This is a genomic window from Levilactobacillus yonginensis, from assembly GCF_964065165.1.
GTDB lineage: Bacteria > Bacillota > Bacilli > Lactobacillales > Lactobacillaceae > Levilactobacillus > Levilactobacillus yonginensis_A.
The window spans coordinates 326,467-344,946 of the sequence record NZ_OZ061549.1; the positions used below are offsets into that span (position 1 = coordinate 326,467).

General features: G+C 45.8%; 22 protein-coding genes. 14 read left to right on the forward strand and 8 right to left on the reverse strand.

The window, feature by feature from the left end; translation table 11 throughout:
• The first annotated feature begins 60 nt into the window (after window positions 1-60).
• Entirely contained in the window at window positions 61-1,059 is a 999-nt protein-coding gene (locus AB3Y94_RS01620; protein ID WP_367294841.1) for an IS30 family transposase, read from the forward strand.
• 305 nt (window positions 1,060-1,364) lie between these two features.
• Here the strand turns inward: AB3Y94_RS01620 and AB3Y94_RS01625 are convergent, their stop codons facing one another.
• Window positions 1,365-1,574 (reverse strand): hypothetical protein, encoded by a 210-nt coding sequence (locus AB3Y94_RS01625; RefSeq protein WP_367294842.1) that lies wholly within the window; start codon window positions 1,572-1,574, stop codon window positions 1,365-1,367.
• Between the two features lie 293 nt (window positions 1,575-1,867).
• On the opposite strand from AB3Y94_RS01625, the gene AB3Y94_RS01630 reads away from it, so the two are divergent.
• A complete protein-coding gene (locus AB3Y94_RS01630) occupies window positions 1,868-2,836 on the forward strand; it encodes a hypothetical protein (RefSeq protein ID WP_367294843.1) in 969 nt (322 codons plus the stop codon).
• Window positions 2,837-2,920: 84 nt separating this feature from the next.
• Here the strand turns inward: AB3Y94_RS01630 and AB3Y94_RS01635 are convergent, their stop codons facing one another.
• Window positions 2,921-3,313: a hypothetical protein gene (locus tag AB3Y94_RS01635; RefSeq protein ID WP_367294844.1), complete on the reverse strand. Its 393-nt coding sequence runs from the start codon at window positions 3,311-3,313 to the stop codon at window positions 2,921-2,923.
• A gap of 170 nt (window positions 3,314-3,483) precedes the next feature.
• Between AB3Y94_RS01635 and AB3Y94_RS01640 the strand changes: the two genes are divergently transcribed.
• Both AB3Y94_RS01640 and AB3Y94_RS01645 read left to right on the forward strand, forming a co-directional pair.
• Window positions 3,484-4,158 (forward strand): helix-turn-helix domain-containing protein, encoded by a 675-nt coding sequence (locus tag AB3Y94_RS01640; RefSeq protein WP_367294845.1) that lies wholly within the window; start codon window positions 3,484-3,486, stop codon window positions 4,156-4,158.
• On the forward strand, window positions 4,155-5,048 hold the full coding sequence (locus tag AB3Y94_RS01645; protein WP_367294846.1) for an IS3 family transposase: 894 nt from the start codon (window positions 4,155-4,157) through the stop codon (window positions 5,046-5,048). The genes AB3Y94_RS01640 and AB3Y94_RS01645 overlap by 4 nt, the downstream gene beginning before the upstream one ends.
• A 71-nt stretch (window positions 5,049-5,119) precedes the next feature.
• On the opposite strand, the gene ndk is transcribed toward AB3Y94_RS01645, so the two are convergent.
• The 3 genes from ndk to AB3Y94_RS01660 form a co-directional block, all read right to left on the reverse strand.
• The gene (gene ndk, locus AB3Y94_RS01650; protein WP_367294847.1) at window positions 5,120-5,581 is read right to left on the reverse strand and encodes a nucleoside-diphosphate kinase; all 462 of its coding nucleotides are present in this window, start codon (window positions 5,579-5,581) and stop codon (window positions 5,120-5,122) included.
• A 149-nt stretch (window positions 5,582-5,730) separates the two neighbouring features.
• Window positions 5,731-5,916, reverse strand: a complete 186-nt coding sequence (locus tag AB3Y94_RS01655; RefSeq protein WP_367294848.1) for a PspC domain-containing protein — start codon at window positions 5,914-5,916, stop codon at window positions 5,731-5,733.
• A gap of 17 nt (window positions 5,917-5,933) precedes the next feature.
• A complete protein-coding gene (locus AB3Y94_RS01660; RefSeq protein WP_367294849.1) occupies window positions 5,934-6,596 on the reverse strand; it encodes a histidine phosphatase family protein in 663 nt (220 codons plus the stop codon).
• A 175-nt stretch (window positions 6,597-6,771) separates the two neighbouring features.
• Between AB3Y94_RS01660 and AB3Y94_RS01665 the strand changes: the two genes are divergently transcribed.
• On the forward strand, window positions 6,772-7,653 hold the full coding sequence (locus AB3Y94_RS01665) for a PPK2 family polyphosphate kinase (RefSeq protein WP_367294850.1): 882 nt from the start codon (window positions 6,772-6,774) through the stop codon (window positions 7,651-7,653).
• 151 nt (window positions 7,654-7,804) lie between these two features.
• Window positions 7,805-8,977 (forward strand): hydroxymethylglutaryl-CoA synthase, encoded by a 1,173-nt coding sequence (locus AB3Y94_RS01670; RefSeq protein ID WP_367294851.1) that lies wholly within the window; start codon window positions 7,805-7,807, stop codon window positions 8,975-8,977.
• A 29-nt stretch (window positions 8,978-9,006) separates the two neighbouring features.
• On the opposite strand, the gene AB3Y94_RS01675 is transcribed toward AB3Y94_RS01670, so the two are convergent.
• Window positions 9,007-9,588 carry a hypothetical protein gene (locus AB3Y94_RS01675; RefSeq protein ID WP_367294852.1) on the reverse strand — a complete coding sequence of 194 codons (582 nt, stop codon included), beginning with the start codon at window positions 9,586-9,588 and terminating at the stop codon, window positions 9,007-9,009.
• Between the two features lie 223 nt (window positions 9,589-9,811).
• Here AB3Y94_RS01675 and AB3Y94_RS01680 point away from each other — a divergent pair, with 223 nt between their 5' ends.
• Window positions 9,812-10,252, forward strand: a complete 441-nt coding sequence (locus AB3Y94_RS01680) for a nucleoside 2-deoxyribosyltransferase (protein WP_367294853.1) — start codon at window positions 9,812-9,814, stop codon at window positions 10,250-10,252.
• Between the two features lie 76 nt (window positions 10,253-10,328).
• Here AB3Y94_RS01680 and lexA read toward each other — a convergent pair whose 3' ends face one another.
• The gene (gene lexA, locus AB3Y94_RS01685; RefSeq protein WP_125681059.1) at window positions 10,329-10,958 is read right to left on the reverse strand and encodes a transcriptional repressor LexA; all 630 of its coding nucleotides are present in this window, start codon (window positions 10,956-10,958) and stop codon (window positions 10,329-10,331) included.
• 191 nt (window positions 10,959-11,149) lie between these two features.
• Between lexA and AB3Y94_RS01690 the strand changes: the two genes are divergently transcribed.
• From AB3Y94_RS01690 to AB3Y94_RS01705, 4 genes are all read left to right on the forward strand, one after another.
• Entirely contained in the window at window positions 11,150-11,398 is a 249-nt protein-coding gene (locus tag AB3Y94_RS01690; RefSeq protein WP_125681061.1) for a DUF896 domain-containing protein, read from the forward strand.
• 102 nt (window positions 11,399-11,500) lie between these two features.
• On the forward strand, window positions 11,501-11,725 hold the full coding sequence (locus AB3Y94_RS01695) for a YneF family protein (RefSeq protein ID WP_125681063.1): 225 nt from the start codon (window positions 11,501-11,503) through the stop codon (window positions 11,723-11,725).
• Between the two features lie 138 nt (window positions 11,726-11,863).
• On the forward strand, window positions 11,864-13,624 hold the full coding sequence (locus AB3Y94_RS01700; protein ID WP_367294854.1) for an ABC transporter ATP-binding protein: 1,761 nt from the start codon (window positions 11,864-11,866) through the stop codon (window positions 13,622-13,624).
• Window positions 13,614-15,407: an ABC transporter ATP-binding protein gene (locus AB3Y94_RS01705; protein WP_367294855.1), complete on the forward strand. Its 1,794-nt coding sequence runs from the start codon at window positions 13,614-13,616 to the stop codon at window positions 15,405-15,407. Before AB3Y94_RS01700 ends, AB3Y94_RS01705 begins: the two co-directional genes overlap by 11 nt.
• Before the next feature lie 190 nt (window positions 15,408-15,597).
• Here the strand turns inward: AB3Y94_RS01705 and AB3Y94_RS01710 are convergent, their stop codons facing one another.
• Window positions 15,598-16,251, reverse strand: coding sequence for a lysophospholipid acyltransferase family protein (locus AB3Y94_RS01710; protein ID WP_367294856.1), 654 nt, complete (start codon window positions 16,249-16,251; stop codon window positions 15,598-15,600).
• Between the two features lie 101 nt (window positions 16,252-16,352).
• On the opposite strand from AB3Y94_RS01710, the gene AB3Y94_RS01715 reads away from it, so the two are divergent.
• The 3 genes from AB3Y94_RS01715 (at window position 16,353) to AB3Y94_RS01725 (ending at window position 18,446) form a co-directional block, all read left to right on the forward strand.
• Entirely contained in the window at window positions 16,353-17,108 is a 756-nt protein-coding gene (locus AB3Y94_RS01715) for a tRNA1(Val) (adenine(37)-N6)-methyltransferase (protein ID WP_367294857.1), read from the forward strand.
• Window positions 17,095-17,364: a GIY-YIG nuclease family protein gene (locus AB3Y94_RS01720; protein WP_367294858.1), complete on the forward strand. Its 270-nt coding sequence runs from the start codon at window positions 17,095-17,097 to the stop codon at window positions 17,362-17,364. Before AB3Y94_RS01715 ends, AB3Y94_RS01720 begins: the two co-directional genes overlap by 14 nt.
• An 86-nt stretch (window positions 17,365-17,450) precedes the next feature.
• Entirely contained in the window at window positions 17,451-18,446 is a 996-nt protein-coding gene (locus AB3Y94_RS01725; RefSeq protein WP_367294859.1) for a D-2-hydroxyacid dehydrogenase, read from the forward strand.
• Window positions 18,447-18,480: the final 34 nt, after the last annotated feature.

Genomic DNA, 18,480 nt, shown 5'->3' on the forward strand with positions numbered 1-18,480 from the left:
ATAGCCTGAGTCCTGTAAAATGAAGTCACCACAACAATCACTTAAAGGAGATCTTAGGCTATGAGTCCGTACAATCATCTTACCTTAAAAGACCGAGAATGCATACTGTTAGGAGTCACTTTAAACGATACTTATCAAGGTATTGCGGAGAAAATTGGCTGTTCAAAAGCCACCGTATCACGCGAAATTAAGCGCAACGGTGGCCGTGATGCATATTCAGCTGTCAAAGCACAAGAGAACTATCAGAGACGGCGACTGAAAAGCCGACGTCCTAGGATCTTAGCTGACTTGAAACTACGAGATTTTGTCCTTCACCGCATCGTTCAATGCCAATGGTCTCCGGAACAAATCTCAGGCCGTTTAGTTCACGAAAATAGCGAATGGCAAATCAGTTACAATACTATTTATCGCGGAATTAAACTCGATAATTTAGGGATTAAACGCAAGAGTCACGGTGCTCGTGGTTTTGCCCGAAAGTTGCGCCACCGTGGCAAAACCCGTAAGGTCAAAGGAACGGTTAACGAACGACGTGGTCGGTTTAACGAAGTTCTTTCAGTTCATGAACGACCAGTTTCGTGTAATAAACGGAGCTGGTTCGGCCATTGGGAAGGCGACACCGTTCGGGGTAAAACTGGGCGTTCAGCTTTGGTTACATTGGTGGACCGTAAATCACGGTACTTATTGTCTCAACGAGTTTCCAAAGTAAACGCCAAGAACGTCACGCAAGCTATGATTGACCTACTGCATACTGTGACGCCCAAACGAGTTCGTACGCTTACGCCGGATCGTGGAACTGAATTCGCAGGATACCGCGAAGTTAGTCAAGAACTTGGTATTCCAGTCTATTTCCCAGATCCACATGCGCCCCAGCAACGGGGAACCAATGAGAATACCAATGGCCTTATTCGTGAGTACTTCCCCAAGGGAACCGATTTAGATCAGCTCACTGACCAAGATATTTATCAGTTCGTTGAAGTGCTAAATAACCGACCGCGCAAGATTTTAGGCTGGAAGAGTCCATCTGAAGTTTTCTTTGGGACAAAGTTACACTTGATTTGACAATTCGTCGTAGCGCAATCTATATGAATGGCTACCTAAATTAATATCTTTAGAATAGATCTGAATCTTGCTATCGGGAAGTTTCCCGGTGGTGACCCATTTGGGATTCCAAGTCCCTCTGGTGACTGAAGGGGTGGTTTTATGCCTGGTTGACGCATTTACTGACATACTGGTGAAAGTGCTAAGTGAGGAAACAGTAAATAGGGTAAGCAGCAATGAGGTTGACCTGTTCATAATAGTGTTTCTCCGAAAATTCTATAATTTTTTGGGACTGTGACTAAGTAGCGCTTAAGGGGTCATTTGACTTATCGTGCCAGTGGGACCGCGTACATGATGTTAGCTGGATTGATCACAATTGGTTTGTCATTCCAAGTTGTAGCAACCAACACGTCGGTTCGTTCGTTAGAAACCGATTTAATGGTCAAATGTTTTTCGGTACTCAGCAGATGTAGAGCAATTTGGTCATGTTCAGCAGCAAGGTTAATAATTTCGACGACTAATGGATTTTCAGTCATAAGATTTCCTCCAAATAATTGCGCTACTCGATAGTCAAGTAGCAAGATAGGTAAATGATACCATATACGCTGGTATTTGAGGTGGTCCTTTATGATGGGGCAGTTTTCTGTGAATAGGAAGTGAAACCAATGGGTAATCCGGTTATGGCATGATATGGTTTAGAATGCACTGGTTAGGGCTAGAAAGCTGGTCAATAATTACGACATCGCTTTCATAGTCAAATAAATGATGCAGATTCCCTATGCCGGTTTGGCGCCACATGCTAGACTCAAAAAAGTAGGAGGGAACGTACATGAAAAAATACAGTCAATGGATGATTGGACTTGCCGTTATTTTGGGTATTTTCAACATAACCGATACTAATGCTCATGCCAGTCACAATTATTCGGTTCGTCGGTCAAATTCAGTAAAACTGGTGTGGCGCAAGTCAATGGGAAAACATACCCTGATGACTAAAAGTGGGACCCTCTATTCGAAGCACCTCGGTGCCAAGCGTTCGTACGGTCATGCGTTGACCAATCACGCAGTCGTTACCAATAGTCATGAGAAGTTATATCGTAAGGCCAAGAAGAGCTCGGCGGTCTATTATCATGTGACTAGTGTAGATGGCCGATACTCCGGATGGATTTGGCGGGGGTACCTTACCAAGAAATCAGGAGACGGTCAGTCAAATGTTCAAACTGTCACGTCTAAACCCGTCTCAACGAATTTTATCGTACCTAAAAATTCTAAAGATCATAATTACCGGGATAGTCAGAAGTTCACGAAATTAGTTACCGAACAGATGCAACGAGACGGTTATCGTCAAAGTCAGAACTTATCAGCGATTTACACGGCCGCTTTGTCAGATCTTGACGATTGGACTGGCACATTAACAAAGTCAATCTTGACTAGTGGGTTTGGGGAAGAGGCAGGACCGCTCGAATTACAGCCGAAAGATTTACACTTTATTTATTCAGCGACTGACGGAAAGGTTGGTAGTGATACAGCAACACCAATGCTTGATAGCTGGAACCAACCAGTAATTGAAAGTGTATTACATACTTCTGGTTTCAACTCGAATACGGGGGAGACCGGCACTTTAGTCAATGATTTGGCTAAGTATTTGGAAAAAGCACTCAATACGCATCATTCCAAGAATTTCTATTTGGTTGCCGCAATTGGTTATCCGGGAAGTCTAATGGACGCCGGTTGGCCCGACACTTCAGGATTTGGAATCAGTTTCCATTTTCTATACAGTAGGGTAGCAGATGGCAAGTGATAGGAGTTATTCCAAAAAAGCCTTCAAGCTAGGGTGAATCCTAACCTGAAGGCAATGGTAGTCATAAAATTTTAAACGCTTAACTTATTTATAGAGGCTGATACTGGTACTCTTTTTGACATGCTTGAAGTTAGAAACTTCAATATGGTGTTTTGAAACCCGCTTGATGTACAAGTTGCCACGCTTTTTAGAATAGATTGGCTCATAACCGTTGATCTTGTAGACATGGTGGCCTACATACTTAAATTTAGTATTATTCAAATACGTGGGGTCATTGGCTTGAAAATGGTAATAATTTTTGCCAATTTTAGCCTTGCTATGGAAAACTTTATCGTGATGAGCGCGCCAAGTACCTCTGAGTTTCTTGGCCATGCCCCAATGCCAAGTTGATGCATTAGCTTGAGTCAGGGGTAAAGCAGGTAATGCTAGTGATAAACCAACAATTGCCAATGTGATTGGTTTCGTAATGCTTTTCATTATGTAATTTCTCCTTCGGAAATGCCAGCTTTTAAGGACTTCAGCATTTGGTCCAAGTGCATTCATGAAAATTCCAATAAAAATAGCCCGCCTACGCAGTGTTATGATCCCTCTGTGGTTGTCAGATGAAATAATATAATTCATCTGACAATGACGGAGGGATTTTTTGTATGCCAAGAGCCAAGTTTAGTGCCATGGAGAAGCTGGCATTGATTAACGAATTTGAGGCTTCGGGACTATCAAGTACAGCCTTTGGAAAAGCAAATGGTTTAGGTGAGCATACGGTGGCTCAGTGGCTAGATCGATACCACCGTGATGGCCTTGATGGACTGAGGGAAGCCAAGAAAAATCATCACTACAGTAGTGCCTTCAAACTACAGGTTATCTATGCCTTTTTGAACGGTGAAGGTTCCGCACAGGAACTAGCTATGAAGTATGGTTTACGTTCATTTTCCCAAGTAATGACTTGGGTTTCCAAGTATAATAGGGACAAAACTGTGACGGCGTCGCCGTCAAGAAAGCAGGTCCCGAAAATGAGTCGAAAAACCACGTGGGAAGAGCGTATTGAAGTCGTTGAATTCATTACCAAACACAAGCACTCATATAGCGAAGCGGCCGAACATTATCAAGTCTCCTATCAGCAGGCTCGTTCATGGGTTATGAAGGCTAAAGATGGCGGATATGAGGTTCTAAGAGACAACCGTGGGCGCCGTAAGGCACAAAAAGAAGTGACCGACCTAGACAAAGCGAATCTACGGATTCGACAATTGGAAGGTCAGGTCGCCGACATGAAACTACTGGAAGAATTTGTAAAAAAATATCAGGAACTTCAGCGCAAGGGGTGAAACAACAACATCGACTGGCATATCGGGCAATCAGCGAGGTCAGTCAAGGGAAACACGGTGCCATCACAAAATTATTGTCATACGTCGGCGTGAGCCGGCAAGCCTACAATAAGTTCCTCCACCGTCAAGAAACGGTCTGGGGCGCTCAAGAAAAGCTACTAGAAGAACGCATCACATATTGGTTTAAACAACATCATCAAGCAATCGGTGCTGGTAAGATTTTATCAAACCTGAACCGAGACGAGCAGATCACCTTTGACGTTACCATTAAGCGAGTCAAACGCATTATGGGTAACCTAGGGATTCGATGCCAGATTCGGGTCAAGAAGCATCATAGAATCAAGGAACAAGAACAGTACATGCAAGATAATCTTTTGAACCAAAATTTTACGGCCACCGCCCCTAATCAGGTTTGGCTGTCCGATTCAACTGAATTATCTTACGGCGTTAATGGGCAGTTCAAAATGCGGTTGAGCGGCGTTTTGGACCTTTACGGACGGGTCTTGATTGCCTCTAACTTAAGTAAAACAGAAACAGCAGATGCCGAAATCGAAGTATTTCGGCGGGCTTTTGAGTACGCTGGTGACGTCAATCCGGTAGTTCATACTGACCGCGGATCGGCTTATACGTCCAAACAATTCAATAACTTTCTGGTCCCCTACGAAGTCACACGCAGTATGTCACGACCGGGTACGCCTTGCGATAACGCGCCAATGGAACGTTGGTGGAATGAGTTCAAGACGCATTGGATGGATCGTCATCCAATGCCCAAAACCTACGAAGAATTTGAAGCGCTGGTAAAGGAAGGAATCCACTACTTCAATCACCTAGATCGCTCACCAGCAAGAAACGACCTCACCCCGGTAGAATACCGGAGTGAGGCCGCTTAGAGACAACATAAAATTATATTATTTCATATGACAACTTGACAGGGACTAGTACACAGGCTATTACCGATCATTTATTTCTTGTTACTACTTTGTTTGTGAGCAGCTACTGCCAGTTCTGGGAACCAGATAGCAATTTCGTGGTGGGCGTTTTCACGACTGTCAGAGGTATGGATAATATTTCGCAAAATGCCATCTGGGTACTCGTGAGCAAAGTCACCGCGAATTGTTCCTGGTTGGGCATCATTTGACCGGGTCTTACCGGCCAAGTGATGGACCGCTTTGACAACATCAGTCCCAGTTACGATGATTGCAACAAGTGGTCCTTCCTTCATGTAGGTTTCAATTTCATGGAAGTAGGGTTTTTCAACCTGCTCTCGATAATGTTGTCTTAGTTGTTCGTCAGTTGCACTGACAACCTTTAATGCAGAAATCTGGAATCGTTTACGTTCGAACCGAGAAATAATTTCACCAATATGACCTTCGGCAACGCCGTCGGGTTTAACTAATACTAAAGTCTTTTCAGAATTTGCCATGGTAGAAACCTCCTTGATTTTAGAACAACTCACAATTGCTCAGTATCTAACAAGTTGTTACTCTAAATTGTAGAAGAAGCGGGGTCTGCCGTCAACTAAGTTCTATAAAAAAAGCGCTAATCATAAAAAAATAATTAGCGCAGCGATATTTAAACGGGGTCTCCCATGATCATCCAGAGAATTAAATAGACAATTAAGCCGGGAAATACTGGTGTGATGGTTAAAACGACAAAAAGTAACCGAGCAACACCGACGTTCCAATCGAAATGTTCAGCTAAGCCGCCAATAACTCCTGCAAATACTTGGTTTGAACGGGAGCGATGAATGTTCTTCATACGAATACCTCCTTAGATTAGGACTGGAAATCAATCCGATTGAAGAAGTCAACGTGGACGTCATCATCTGTGATTTCAAGTTTAGTGATACTCCCGTTAATAGTCGGAATACCTTCATCCAATTCTGGTGCGTATCGATCAACGATTGAACGAATTGTCATTCCGTGAGAGACCACTAAGACTGATTCGCCGTCTTTGGTGTTGGCACGGAGCTTATCAAAGCCACGGTCAAGTCGTTTCCAGAACATAGCGTCGTCTTCAGCGTCTTCGTACAGGTCAGCCTTCCGAATCAGGTCCCGGGCCCGTTCAAGCCCGTACTTACCTAGGATATCGGATTCGGAGGTCAAGTTGACCTGGGCACCGACGAATTGCCACATCTGATTGCCGTCATTACCTTCGAAATAGCCAAAGCATTGTTCCCGAAATTCAGGGTACTGGTAGGAAACGAGGTTGACGTTGTCTTGGTTTTGCCGTAAGGCTATCCGAGATGTCTCAATGGTCCGACCCGAATCACTGCTGTAGGCAGCTGCGAGTTTGATGTTGCTGAGTTGTTTCCCCGCACGAACCGCATCCGCGCGGCCCTTTTCAGTCAGTGGTGAGTCAACCCAACCTTGAACCTTATTGTAATGATTCAGCATGGTTTGACCGTGACGAACAAAATAAGCGGTAAACTTTTTCATAAATGAATGCCCCTTTTCGTTGACTCCATTATTGTTACGTCTTTAGTATAGCAAGCTCAATGAAAGAACGCGACGGTTTTACTCGATAAATTAAGGCCGGAAACAATTCCGGGTGATTTCAACAGTCATTTTTCTTAATGCGTGCTACAGTAAAGGGCAATAGGAGATGATGCGTATGAGTACGGAAAATAGTTATCGGTATACGGGAGAGCGGTCGGTGGACCTCTCTCAGCTGGCAACTAAGGCTAGTCGCGTTCCTGAGACCAGCGTCATCAACAACGCTATAGAGGCTAACGTAGCCGCGTTGAGTGACCTACAAAGTCGGCTTTACTCCCAACAACAGGCAGGGGTCATCATTATTTTACAGGGGATGGATACGGCTGGTAAGGACGGTCTTATTCGACACGTGTTTAGCGGATTAAATCCCGCGGGAACTAGTGTAGTGAGTTTTAAGCAACCGACCCATCTTCAATTGGATCATGATTTCCTGTGGCGAATAAATCAGGAATTGCCAAGGCGAGGAGAAATTCGGGTATTTAACCGCTCGCAATATGAAGATGTCCTAATTAGTCGGGTTCATCCGGAAATCATTCTGGGTCAGAATCTCCCAGGAATTACAAAATTAGCGGATGTTGATGACCGGTTCTTTGCAAAACGATATGGTGACTTGCGCAATTACGAAAAGTATTTGCGTCACCAAGGGTTTGTGACGATTAAATTCTTTCTCCATCTATCTAAGGAGGAACAGACCAAGCGGTTTGAACGACGAATCGAAATTCCTAGCAAAAATTGGAAGTTCTCGCCAAGTGATATGACCGAGCGAACGTTTTGGCAGGACTATCAAATTGCCTATACCAAGATGCTGGAACATACGTCTACCAAGAAGCAACCTTGGTACCTAATTCCGGCTGATGACAAGGCAGTGGCCCGACTAATTGTTTCCAATATTTTAGTTGAACGGTTGCGTGAGTTAGATCCAAGTTATCCGGTTGTGAGTGCAGCAGAACAAGAAAAGCTTAAAACTATCTTGAGGCAGCTCAAAGAAGGAGAGTTGTGATATACAATTTGTCAGCAAATAGTCAAAAGATGGCAATTTGATTCAGTACTGTTGTATATAGCAATTGTCTCAAATTTGCTCTCACTAGTCATAAAATGGTACAGTAGTTTCATTAATTAGTGAGGATTTAGCCTCAAGGAGGAAGTACAACATGACGGTGACGGTTGGTATTGATAAAATAGGATTTTATACGCCAGGAATGTATCTGGATATGACTGATTTAGCCCACGCTCGGCATGATGATCCTAATAAATACTTGATTGGGATTGGTCAGTCCAAACAGGCAGTGATCCCACCAACCCAGGACGTTGTGACGATGGCCGCAAACGCTGCTAGTCAGTTTATGACACCGGCAATTAAATCAGATATTGCCATGGTATTGTTTGGAACTGAATCCGGTATCGATAATTCCAAGGCGACTGCCGTTTATTTAGCGCACCTCTTGGATTTGCCACAAACGACCCGGGCGGTGGAAATTAAACAAGCCTGCTATGGTGCCACGGCAGGGCTACAACTTGCGGCGGATTATGTTCGCGTCCATCCCAACGCCAAAGTATTGGTTGTGGGTGCTGACATTGCGCGATATGGGTTGCGAACGGCCGGTGAGGTCACGCAAGGTGGCGGTGCAGTGGCATTCTTAGTGACGGCTAATCCGCAAATCCTAGCGCTCGATGCAGTCAGCAGTTATCACACCGAAGACGTGATGGATTTTTGGCGACCGGTTTATCGGACAGAAGCCCTAGTCGATGGTAAGTATTCAACGAACGTTTACTTAGACTTCTTTAAGACGGTGTGGGCGGACTATCAACAACAAACGTCCCGCAAGATTGCCGATTTTGATGCGTTTGTTTTCCATATTCCGTTTACCAAGATGGGTCGCAAGGGGTTGCGGCAAATTTTGCCAGAGGCCACGCCAGGCCATCAAGCGGAGCTGACTGCAGCGTTTGAGGCGAGTCAGGAAGATAATCGCAACGTTGGGAATCTTTATACTGGGTCTTTGTACCTAAGCTTTCTTTCACTTCTTCGGCACGGAAACTTAAGCGCTGGCCAGCAAATTGGGTTCTTTAGCTATGGTTCCGGTGCGGAGGGTGAATTCTTTAGTGGTCGAGTACAACCTGATTATCAGCAGGGTTACGACGAATCAGCTATTAGCCAACTGTTGGCCAAACGGCGACGGGTTTCCGTGGCTGAATATGAAGAAATCTTTAATCAACGACTTGATACCACTGGTAGGGATCAGCGATTGGCACTTGGTGAGGAATCAGCCAAATACTATTTAGCCGGCCGCTTAAATGAGCAACGGCAATATAGAGTTCAAAAATAAAAGGGCGCCAATCCGGCGTCCTTTTGCATTTATTCAAATTCATTCTTGGTAACGTAGCCATCTTTGAAGACAAGCACGGGTGATTGTCCTTTCAGACCAAGGGTCAGAGAGTAACCCTTACCCAGTGCTTTTTCTAAGGACTGGCTGGTTTGCGTGAAGTTGCTGACAAATTTAGGCCACTTAGCTTGCTTAGCCTGACTGGGGTCCTTCTCCAGGGCCTTGATAGTTTTGACAAGGTCCGAATTCGAAATGGTTAAGACGTACGTTTTAGTTTTTTGATTAAACGTAACTGGTCCTAGTTTATGCAATGACTTATTGAGTTGCTTTCGAACGGTCTCTTCGTTTTGGGACTGACTGGTTGTACTATTGGATGAAGTGAAGGGGTGGCTAGAGGCTAGGCTAGCACTCTTACTGGAACTTTCCGTATTCGTAGACTGGTGATTACTCGACCAGTAGGGTAGCTTCCAAATCGAGACACCCGTTAAGACAACAGCAATTGTCAAAACAATGGCAGCCCCAATTGGTGAATCATGGTGCTGGATAGCCGTGGCCATTGAGAAAATAGCAATGACTGCTAAAAAAATACCAAAAATAACAAAACCAAGAATCATAGGTGAATCCCCCCAAGTTACGTGTCTTAAGCTAAGTATAGCATGAAATAATTATTGTTTGAATGGTTGCCTGGTCATTTGTGAAAAGTCGAATAATAAGGTGAGTAATCTTTTCTTTTTCGAATAATGTGAATTATAACCGAATATTAATTTTAAATAGGTCGCCAAGCGTTAACTTTTCCAGTATAATAGGGCTATTCGAGAGAGAAATGAGGAGATTAGTGTGACTAACGTATATTTAGCAGGACCATTCTTTGATGACGAACAGATTGCCCGCATCGAACGGGTGGAAAAAGCCTTAGCAGCTAACCCAGCCGTAGCGAATGTCTTCAGCCCTCGGTTGAGTGAGATTCCTGGGCTAACCATGGGAACCCCTGAATGGGCCACACAGACCTTTGAAATGGATGTTCATCAAATTGACCAGGCCGACGTTGTCGTTGCTTTGGTGGATTTTGTGGGGGACCAGGTAGACTCAGGAACGGCTTTTGAAATTGGATATGCCTTCCACAGCAAGAAACCCGTCGTAATTTTACATGAGAAGGATACAATTCTGAATCTGATGATTGCCGAAGGGTTACACGCCTACTTACGAGAGGCAGGTTCTTTAGCCACGTACGATTTCTCCACGCTTCCGGAGAGTCACTATTCAGGAAAAGTGATTTAAGAACGTCATTGAGTTGATAGCCTAAATTAAAAATGAGGCCGAGATATTATCTCGACCTCATTTACTTTACAGAAGATTAATGAACGTCGTCGCGGAAAAGCCCAACAACTCGGCCCAAGATGCTAACGTGATTTAAGATAATTGGCGCCATTGTGTCATTTTCGGGTTGTAACCGGAAATGATCAGCTTCTTTAAAGAACCGTTTGCAGGTTGCTTCATTATCTTCAGTCATGGCAATGACAATGTCGCCATTGTCGGCTGACTGTTGGCGACGAACAATCACTTGATCACCATTTAAAATACCAATGTTGATCATACTTTCGCCACGGATCGTCAACATAAACAACTGATCATCATCATTTTCAAATTCTGGAGGAACTGGGAAGTAGTCAGTAGCTTCCTGAACAGCCAGAATTGGCTCGCCAGCTGTAACCGTTCCTAGAACGGGAATCTTAGTCTGTTGTTCGTGAACGCCCAGTTCTTCCAAACCAGCTGCTGTGACTTCCAAAGCCCGGGGTTTCGTCGGATCTTTAGTCAAGAGCCCCTTCTTTTCCAGACGGGCAATGTGACCATGGACCGTAGAGGTTGAAGAGAGAGCTACGGCTTCACCAATTTCGCGGACGGTTGGTGGATATCCTTTTTCATTGACCCGTTCCCAGATGAAACGAAGAACGGCCATTTGTTTGCTTTCTGATGCTTTACTCATCTTTACTGCCACCTCGTTCGTCATTCGATTTATAGTTTAGTTAGAGTGTAGCATAGGTAGCGAACATTTTCAAACAGATGTTCGGTTAAACCAGTTGAAATCTGAAAATAACCCTGATATGATAGGTCATGGCTTGAAAACAAGTGGTACGACCCGCTACAATGGGTCAAGTAAATAAAGGAGGTTTGTTCATGGCAGAACCAACGATGGACACCTTATTAGTCCGGATTAATGAACTCGCCCACAAAGCGAAAGGCGAAGGGCTCACGCCTGCTGAAACGGCAGAACGGGCCAAGTTACGTAAACAGTATCTTAAACTGTTTAGAGCAAGCTTCAAGAGCCAGGTTGAAATGATGCAGGTCTATAACGACCAAGGCGAAGAAGTGACCCCTGAAAAGGTTCGAGAAGTTCAACGGAAAAAGGGTCTGCGGGACGATTAATTAGGAAAGCGACTCCCAATTAGGGATTCGCTCTTTTAATTTGCGTTAAATTTGTGTAAAATTATGTATTGAATGACGTTTCGAAGAAGGAGGGGAATCGATTTGCACACTTGGATATGGATCTTAATCCTCATCGTGGTCGCTTTGGCCAGTGCTGCCGCAGGTTTCTACGGCGCCCGTAAGTACATGGAAAACTACTTGAAGAAGAATCCACCGATCAACGAAGATCAATTACGAGCAATGATGTTACAAATGGGACAAAAGCCTTCACAACGTAAGTTACATCAAATGATGAATGCGATGCAGCAAAACGCAAACAAAAAGTAAGGGCTGCTTTACTTCTTAGACTCATCACCGTTTCCAGCGGGGTGAGTCTTTTTTGTTGTATTTTATGAAAATATCTGTAAACTATATTAGTCTGTGCTATATTTTAATCATATTCTAATTTTTTAAGGAGGGATGTTCGTGAGTATTTTTAAGAAACTTGCCTGGTACTTTCGCCTAGAATGGCGTCGTTACCTGATGGGCGTGCTCGGCTTATTATTAACGGCCATTATTGCAATTGTCCCCCCCAGAATCATCGGGAACATGGTGGACGGCATTCACGGGCAGACCATGACGGGCCGGCTACTCATGATCGATTTACTGTGGGTCACGCTCGCAGCACTCGCCCAGTACGGTACCCGGTACATTTGGCGAAATGCCATTTGGGGTGGTGCTGCCCGACTTGAGCAATTGCTGCGGGATCGGCTATTCGCCCACTTCATGAAGATGGACCGGGTCTTTTACCAGAAGTATCGGACCGGGGATCTCATGGCGCACGCAACGAACGACTTGGAGGCTATTCAACGGGTTGCTGGTGGGGGGATTCTGCAGTTTGCGGATGCCATCATCACTGGTGGGACCACGTTGATTGCCATGATGACCTTGATCGACTGGCGGCTGACCTTGCTAGCCATTGTTCCATTTCCATTCTTAGCTCTGATTTCGTGGTACCTGGGTCAAAAGATTCATCGGGCCTTTGGTGCTTCGCAAGCAGCCTTTTCCCGGTTGAACAACAAAGCGCAAGAGAGCATTAGTGGCATCAAGGTCATCAAGGCCTTGGGTCAGGAGGATGCCGACGTGGCTGATTTTGACTCTCAGGTTGATCGTACCATTCAGATCAATCGCCGCGTCAATCGACTAGATTCACTATTTGATCCTGCCATTACGCTGGTGATTTCATTGTCCTACGTGGCAACTATTGTTTTGGGCGGTCTCTTCGTGAACCATCAAATCATTACGATTGGGAACCTGGTCTCGTTTATCAGTTATCTAGCCATGATGGTTTGGCCGATGTTTGCCGTGGGGATGTTGTTCAATACGATGGAACGGGGAAACGCCAGTTATGACCGAGTCATGGAGCTGTTGGACCAGCAGACGCACATCATCGATAAATCTAATGGGATACAGCAACGACCTACGGGGGCTCTCAGTTATCATGTAAATCGGTTTGACTACCCCGATGACGCTGGGGCCAGCTTGAAACAGATTGACTTCGAGCTGCCAGCTGGCCATACTTTAGGAATTGTTGGTCGGGTTGGTGCTGGGAAGTCAACGATTATGAAATTGATTCTGCGGGAGTTTGATACTTACGCTGGTGAAATTGACTTTGGCGGGCATCCCATTAAAGACTATGCGCTGGATAGTTATTTGCCAGCTATCGGGTACGTGCCCCAAGAAAGCTTCCTATTCTCTTCGAATATTTTCGAAAATATTCGTTTTGCTCAGCCGGATGCCACTCAGGCACAGGTGGAGGACGCGGCGGCGAAAAGTGATTTGGCTGGCCAGATCAGTAAACTACCCGCTGGCTACGATACTGAGGTCGGTGAAGAGGGAATCTCACTGTCCGGCGGTCAACGGCAACGGTTAGCCATCGCCCGGGCGTTATTGATCAATCCCGAGTTACTGATTTTGGACGACGCATTGTCGGCCGTCGATGCTGAAACGGAAGCCGAGATTTTGGCCAACTTAAAGGCGGAACGGGCCAACAAGACGACCATTATTTCAGCCCACCGGCTGAGTTCCGTCATGAACGCCGATGAAATCTTGGTCTTAGACCACGGTGCCGTCGTTGAACGGGGAACTCACGCTGAGTTGATGGCGACCCATGGTTGGTATCAACGGATGTTTGTGCAACAACAATTAGAGACGCAAGTGAAGGGAGGCGTTAGCGATGGCAGATAATCAACATCAATCCGCGTGGGCGCACAGCATGTCCACCAAAGAGCAATTGACGGTCATTAAACGATTATTCAGGTTTGCTGCACCATACAAGTGGTTCTTCATCGGTTCAGTTGTCTTGTCAGCAGTGATCAGTGCCATTAACGTCTTTCTGCCATGGCTCCTTCAAGTCTACATGGACCGGTACCTCCGGACGGATAATGCCACAGTGGTTATCATGTGGATGTTTGCTGGTCTTTACCTGATGGGAATGATTTTTAAAGCACTCTTTCAATTCTGGCAAAATTACACCAGTACGATGGGCGCCGAGTACATGTTAGAAAATGTCCGGCGGAAGTTGTTCAAGGATCTTCATGGCAAGGGAATGCGCTACTTTGATCAAACACCGGGTGGCTCAATTCTGTCGCGGCTAATGAATGATACCATGACTTTCTCTAATTTCTGGGCACTGTTTAATACGCTTGTGCTGGCGTTGTTTGCGGTGATTTCCTCCTTCATCGCGATGTACGCCACGGACGTGAAGGTGGCCCTGTGGACGCTGATACTGGTTCCGTTCCTGGCGCTAACAATTTGGTACTACCAACGGTTCAGTTCAAAGGTTTACCGGCGTATGCGGGAGCGGTTGAGTGAACTAAACACCAAGTTGGCAGAAGCCATCACCGGAATCAGCGTCATTCAAGAGTTTCGCCAGGAGAAACGGACGGCTGGTAACTTTAAAAAGACTAACCAGGCCTACTACGGTACGCGACGTGACATGATTCGGACCAACTCGTTACTGTTGAGTCCCATCATTAATTTATTTTATGCACTGGGAACGGTAATTGTCCTGGGGATGTTCGGAATTCGGGGATTACACGAAGTTGTCGCTGCCGGGGTAATTTACGCATTTATTACTTATCTGAATAACTTTTACAGTCCTATGAGCAATATGATGGATAATCTGAGTGATTTTCAAAATGGGATGGTCGCTGGTTCTCGAGTCTTAAGGATCTTAGACGACCAAACCCTTGCGCCACAACAACACCCTGTGGTGGGTGCTAAGATCACCAAGGGTAAGGTAGAATTTCGTCACGTGACCTTTGCCTATGACCAGGAACACCCAGTCCTTCGTGACGTCTCTTTCGTGGCGGAACCCGGCCAAACGGTGGCGCTTGTTGGGCAAACGGGTTCCGGGAAAACTTCTACTATTAACGTCCTAATGCGGTTCTATGAATTTCAGGCCGGTGAAGTCTTAATTGATGACCGGGATATTCGCAACTATCCTGCTGAAGAATTACGGTCAAAATTGGGACTGGTTCTACAGGAACCACAACTCTTTTACGGGGACATTCAGACTAACATCCGAATGTTTAATCCAAATATTTCGGATGAACAGGTTGAACGTGCAGCACAGTTTGTCCAAGCAGATGACTTCATTGATCAGCTACCGAAAGGCTATGAAACGCCCGTTTTGGAACGGGGGACGGAGTATTCTGCGGGTCAACGGCAATTAATTACCTTTGCCCGGACGGTGGTCACTGATCCTAAGATTTTAATTCTGGATGAAGCCACCGCCAATGTCGATACCGAAACTGAAACAATGATTCAAAATGGGTTAGACCGGATTCAAGAAAATCGAACGACCATTGCAATTGCCCACCGACTATCCACGATTCAGAACGCTGATTTGATTTTGGTTCTGAACCAAGGAAAAATTGTTGAACGGGGCAATAACGATGAGCTGATGGCGAAGCACGGTTACTACTATGATATGATTCAATTACAGAATTCGGCGCACGTTGACTAACGTCTAGTGGTAAATCGCATGGCAAACTCTGGAACGTCACTCATTGTGTAACCATGAATACCAGTGCCTGGCTACGGGTGGGCTTCATGCATGATTTATTTGCAAAGGGGCACATTTTAACCAGTTAAGGTTGAAACTGCAAAAAAACCGCGACACTTTCCAATTGGAAGTTGTCGCGGTTTTTAAATATCTACTGTTTTGGGTGTTCTTGTTCAGACTTTTTCTCACCAGTCACATCGACATAGTGGAAGTTAGGATCGATTTGCTGGTCGAGCTGGTTAAAGGCATCTTGCATCTGCCGTTCGACTGACGCCTGACCCTCATCGTCCAGCTTGAGCTTACGATCAATCGTAATGGGGTCACCGAATGCGACCGTAACTCGTTTTCTGGAGAACAATCGCTTAAAGGTCAATGGTCCTTGATAAACGGCTGGAACTAGAGGGACCTTGGCCATCTTAGCGATTACCGCGGCCCCAGCTTTGAGCTCCTGTGAATGCCGGGAGCCGGAAGGGAAGATAATCAGCGATATGTCCCCTTGGCGGAGCATACGGACTGGTGTTTTAATGGCTGAAGGACCCGGATGTTCACGATTTACCGGAAAACCATTGACATGGTGGAGCACCCATCGGAAAATGGAACTTTGAAAGAGTTCTTCCTTTGCCATGAAACCGAACTTACGGGGACTAGCCGCCAACGCAAAGTAGACGGGATCAAACCAAGTTCGGTGGGGCCCCACCAAGATGTAGGGACCTTCTGGTAATTTTTCGCGGTTGAGGTATTTGGCCTTACCGTTCACAATGAACAGAATAACGCGAATAACGTTCCGCAGAAATGAATAAAACATGTGTCTTGCTCCTCTCACAGTGACTCTATTGCATCTAGTATGCAAAAAAATGGCCTGGGTTGCAAGCAATCTCTGTAAAAATTGAAAGAAGGTAGCGTTCCGTGTCCACCCCTGAATTACGAGCTGGTGAACGAATTGACCAGCTATATAGTCAAGATATCCAAATTATTCAAAGTCCTGAAGTGTTTGCTTTTTCTCTCGATGCCGTTTTGTTGGCAGACTTCGCCAAGCTTCCGGTACGGGCTGATAGTCAGACCGTTGACTTGTGTGCTGGGAACGGGGCTGTTGGTTTATTTATGAGCCATCAGACCCGGGGCCAGATTGCCGAGGTGGAAATTCAGCCGCGGCTAGCTGACATGGCTCGACGGAGCATTGCCTTAAACCGGTTAGCCCAACAGATGACTGTCTATGAAGGCGATTTAGCCGAAGTTAACCAGTGGCTTCCCAAAGATTCGGTCGATGTTGTGACCTGTAATCCGCCTTACTTTGAGAATTTACCGGATAGTCAGAAGAATCCCAACCAATATTTGGCCATTGCCCGGCATGAGATTACGACTGATCTTGCGACCATTGTAAAGACGGCCAGCGGACTACTTAAGATGAATGGCAAAGCTTATTTTGTTCATCGGCCGGACCGGTTACTGCAATTATTGCAATTGATGAGTGCTAATCGGCTGGCACCCAAGCGAATTCGACTCGTTCATCCCAAACCTGGCAAGGAGGCCAATATGGTCCTAGTCGAGGCTATCAAGGATGGCAATCCTGGTGGTGTCCGGTTCCCAGCACCCATTACGGTTTACGATGCTCGGGGCCAATATACGCCGGAAGTGGGGGCGCTGCTGTATGGTAACCAATAAGGCGTATTACTTTTATGTTCTGCTCTGTGAGGACAACTCACTCTATGGCGGTTTTACCACAGATGTGGCCAAACGGTTTGCCATGCACGTTGCAGGTAAGGGGGCGAAGTATACCCGCGTTCATCACCCCTTAAAGGTGCTTTACAGTGAACAATTTACGACCAAACACGATGCCTTACACGCCGAGTGGGCTTTCAAGCATCAAAGTCGACAAAAGAAGCTGGCTTACTTAGCCGCTCATGGCGTGAGCGTTTGACTAGGCAATTATTTAGCCACCATGGTATGCTAAGCGGGTGCAACAGAGAAGGGTCCTAGACTCAGCTATCTAAGGAGGAACTTACTGTGAAAATTATTGCTTATGGCATCCGTGACGACGAACGACCTTACTTGGACGAATGGTCCGAAGAACAGGGCATTACGGTCAAGGCAGTCGGGGATTTATTGGACGAAACGACTGTTGGTCTTGCTAAGGGCTATGACGGGGCAGTGGTTTATCAGCAAAAGCCGTACACTGCGGCAGTCCTGGATCAATTAGCTGCTAATGGCGTTACCAACTTATCTCTGCGTAACGTGGGGGTCGATAACGTTGACGCTGATGCGGTGAAACGTAATGGCTTCAAGGTTACCAACGTTCCTGCGTACTCACCAGCAGCTATTGCGGAATTGACGGTGACCCAGTTGATGCGCTTGTTACGGCGGACACCAACTTTTGACCGCAAGCAGGCACAAGGTGACTTGACTTGGGCACCGGATATTGCTGATGAGTTGAATACCATGACGGTTGGTATCGTGGCTACTGGTCGTATCGGCCGGGCCGCCATGCAAATCTATCGGGGGTTTGGTGCCAAAGTGATTGCGTACGACGTCTTCCACAACCCTGAGTTAGAAAAGCAGGGGATTTACGTGGATACACTGGATGATCTGTACGCCCGAGCCGATGTGATTTCACTTCACGCACCCGCTACCAAAGAAAATGATCGAATGTTAAACGATGAAGCCTTCAGTAAGATGAAGGATGGTGTCTGGATCTTGAATCCTGCGCGTGGAGCGTTGATCGATACGGATGCGTTGATTCGAGCGTTAGACAGTGGCAAGGTGGCAGGGGCTGCTTTGGACGTTTACGAGGATGAAGTTGGTATTTTTAACACCGATTTTGGTAGTTTTGATGCGATTCCTGATGAACGGCTGAAGAACCTGTTGAAACGGGAAAATGTACTGGTAACGCCACACGTGGCGTTCTACACCCGCACCGCGGTCAAGAACATGGTGCAATTTGCTTTGAATAATAACAAACAGCTGATTGAAACGGGTCAGGCTGAGAATGAAGTGGCGTTTTAAGGTGTCGCAAATTTGCTGGTAGCTTTTTTGCCTT

Bases quoted from the DNA above. Each gene is read 5' to 3' on its own strand.
- AB3Y94_RS01710 (WP_367294856.1), bottom strand. From the start codon at position 16,251: ATGTTTTATTCATTTCTGCGGAACGTTATTCGCGTTATTCTGTTCATT.
- AB3Y94_RS01625 (WP_367294842.1), bottom strand. From the start codon at position 1,574: ATGACTGAAAATCCATTAGTCGTCGAAATTATTAACCTTGCTGCTGAA.
- AB3Y94_RS01635 (WP_367294844.1), bottom strand. From the start codon at position 3,313: ATGAAAAGCATTACGAAACCAATCACATTGGCAATTGTTGGTTTATCA.
- AB3Y94_RS01690 (WP_125681061.1), top strand. From the start codon at position 11,150: ATGGCAGAACCAACGATGGACACCTTATTAGTCCGGATTAATGAACTC.
- AB3Y94_RS01620 (WP_367294841.1), top strand. From the start codon at position 61: ATGAGTCCGTACAATCATCTTACCTTAAAAGACCGAGAATGCATACTG.
- AB3Y94_RS01655 (WP_367294848.1), bottom strand. From the start codon at position 5,916: ATGAAGAACATTCATCGCTCCCGTTCAAACCAAGTATTTGCAGGAGTT.
- lexA (WP_125681059.1), bottom strand. From the start codon at position 10,958: ATGAGTAAAGCATCAGAAAGCAAACAAATGGCCGTTCTTCGTTTCATC.
- AB3Y94_RS01640 (WP_367294845.1), top strand. From the start codon at position 3,484: ATGCCAAGAGCCAAGTTTAGTGCCATGGAGAAGCTGGCATTGATTAAC.
- AB3Y94_RS01675 (WP_367294852.1), bottom strand. From the start codon at position 9,588: ATGATTCTTGGTTTTGTTATTTTTGGTATTTTTTTAGCAGTCATTGCT.
- AB3Y94_RS01630 (WP_367294843.1), top strand. From the start codon at position 1,868: ATGAAAAAATACAGTCAATGGATGATTGGACTTGCCGTTATTTTGGGT.
- AB3Y94_RS01670 (WP_367294851.1), top strand. From the start codon at position 7,805: ATGACGGTGACGGTTGGTATTGATAAAATAGGATTTTATACGCCAGGA.
- AB3Y94_RS01665 (WP_367294850.1), top strand. From the start codon at position 6,772: ATGAGTACGGAAAATAGTTATCGGTATACGGGAGAGCGGTCGGTGGAC.
- AB3Y94_RS01720 (WP_367294858.1), top strand. From the start codon at position 17,095: ATGGTAACCAATAAGGCGTATTACTTTTATGTTCTGCTCTGTGAGGAC.
- ndk (WP_367294847.1), bottom strand. From the start codon at position 5,581: ATGGCAAATTCTGAAAAGACTTTAGTATTAGTTAAACCCGACGGCGTT.
- AB3Y94_RS01705 (WP_367294855.1), top strand. From the start codon at position 13,614: ATGGCAGATAATCAACATCAATCCGCGTGGGCGCACAGCATGTCCACC.
- AB3Y94_RS01660 (WP_367294849.1), bottom strand. From the start codon at position 6,596: ATGAAAAAGTTTACCGCTTATTTTGTTCGTCACGGTCAAACCATGCTG.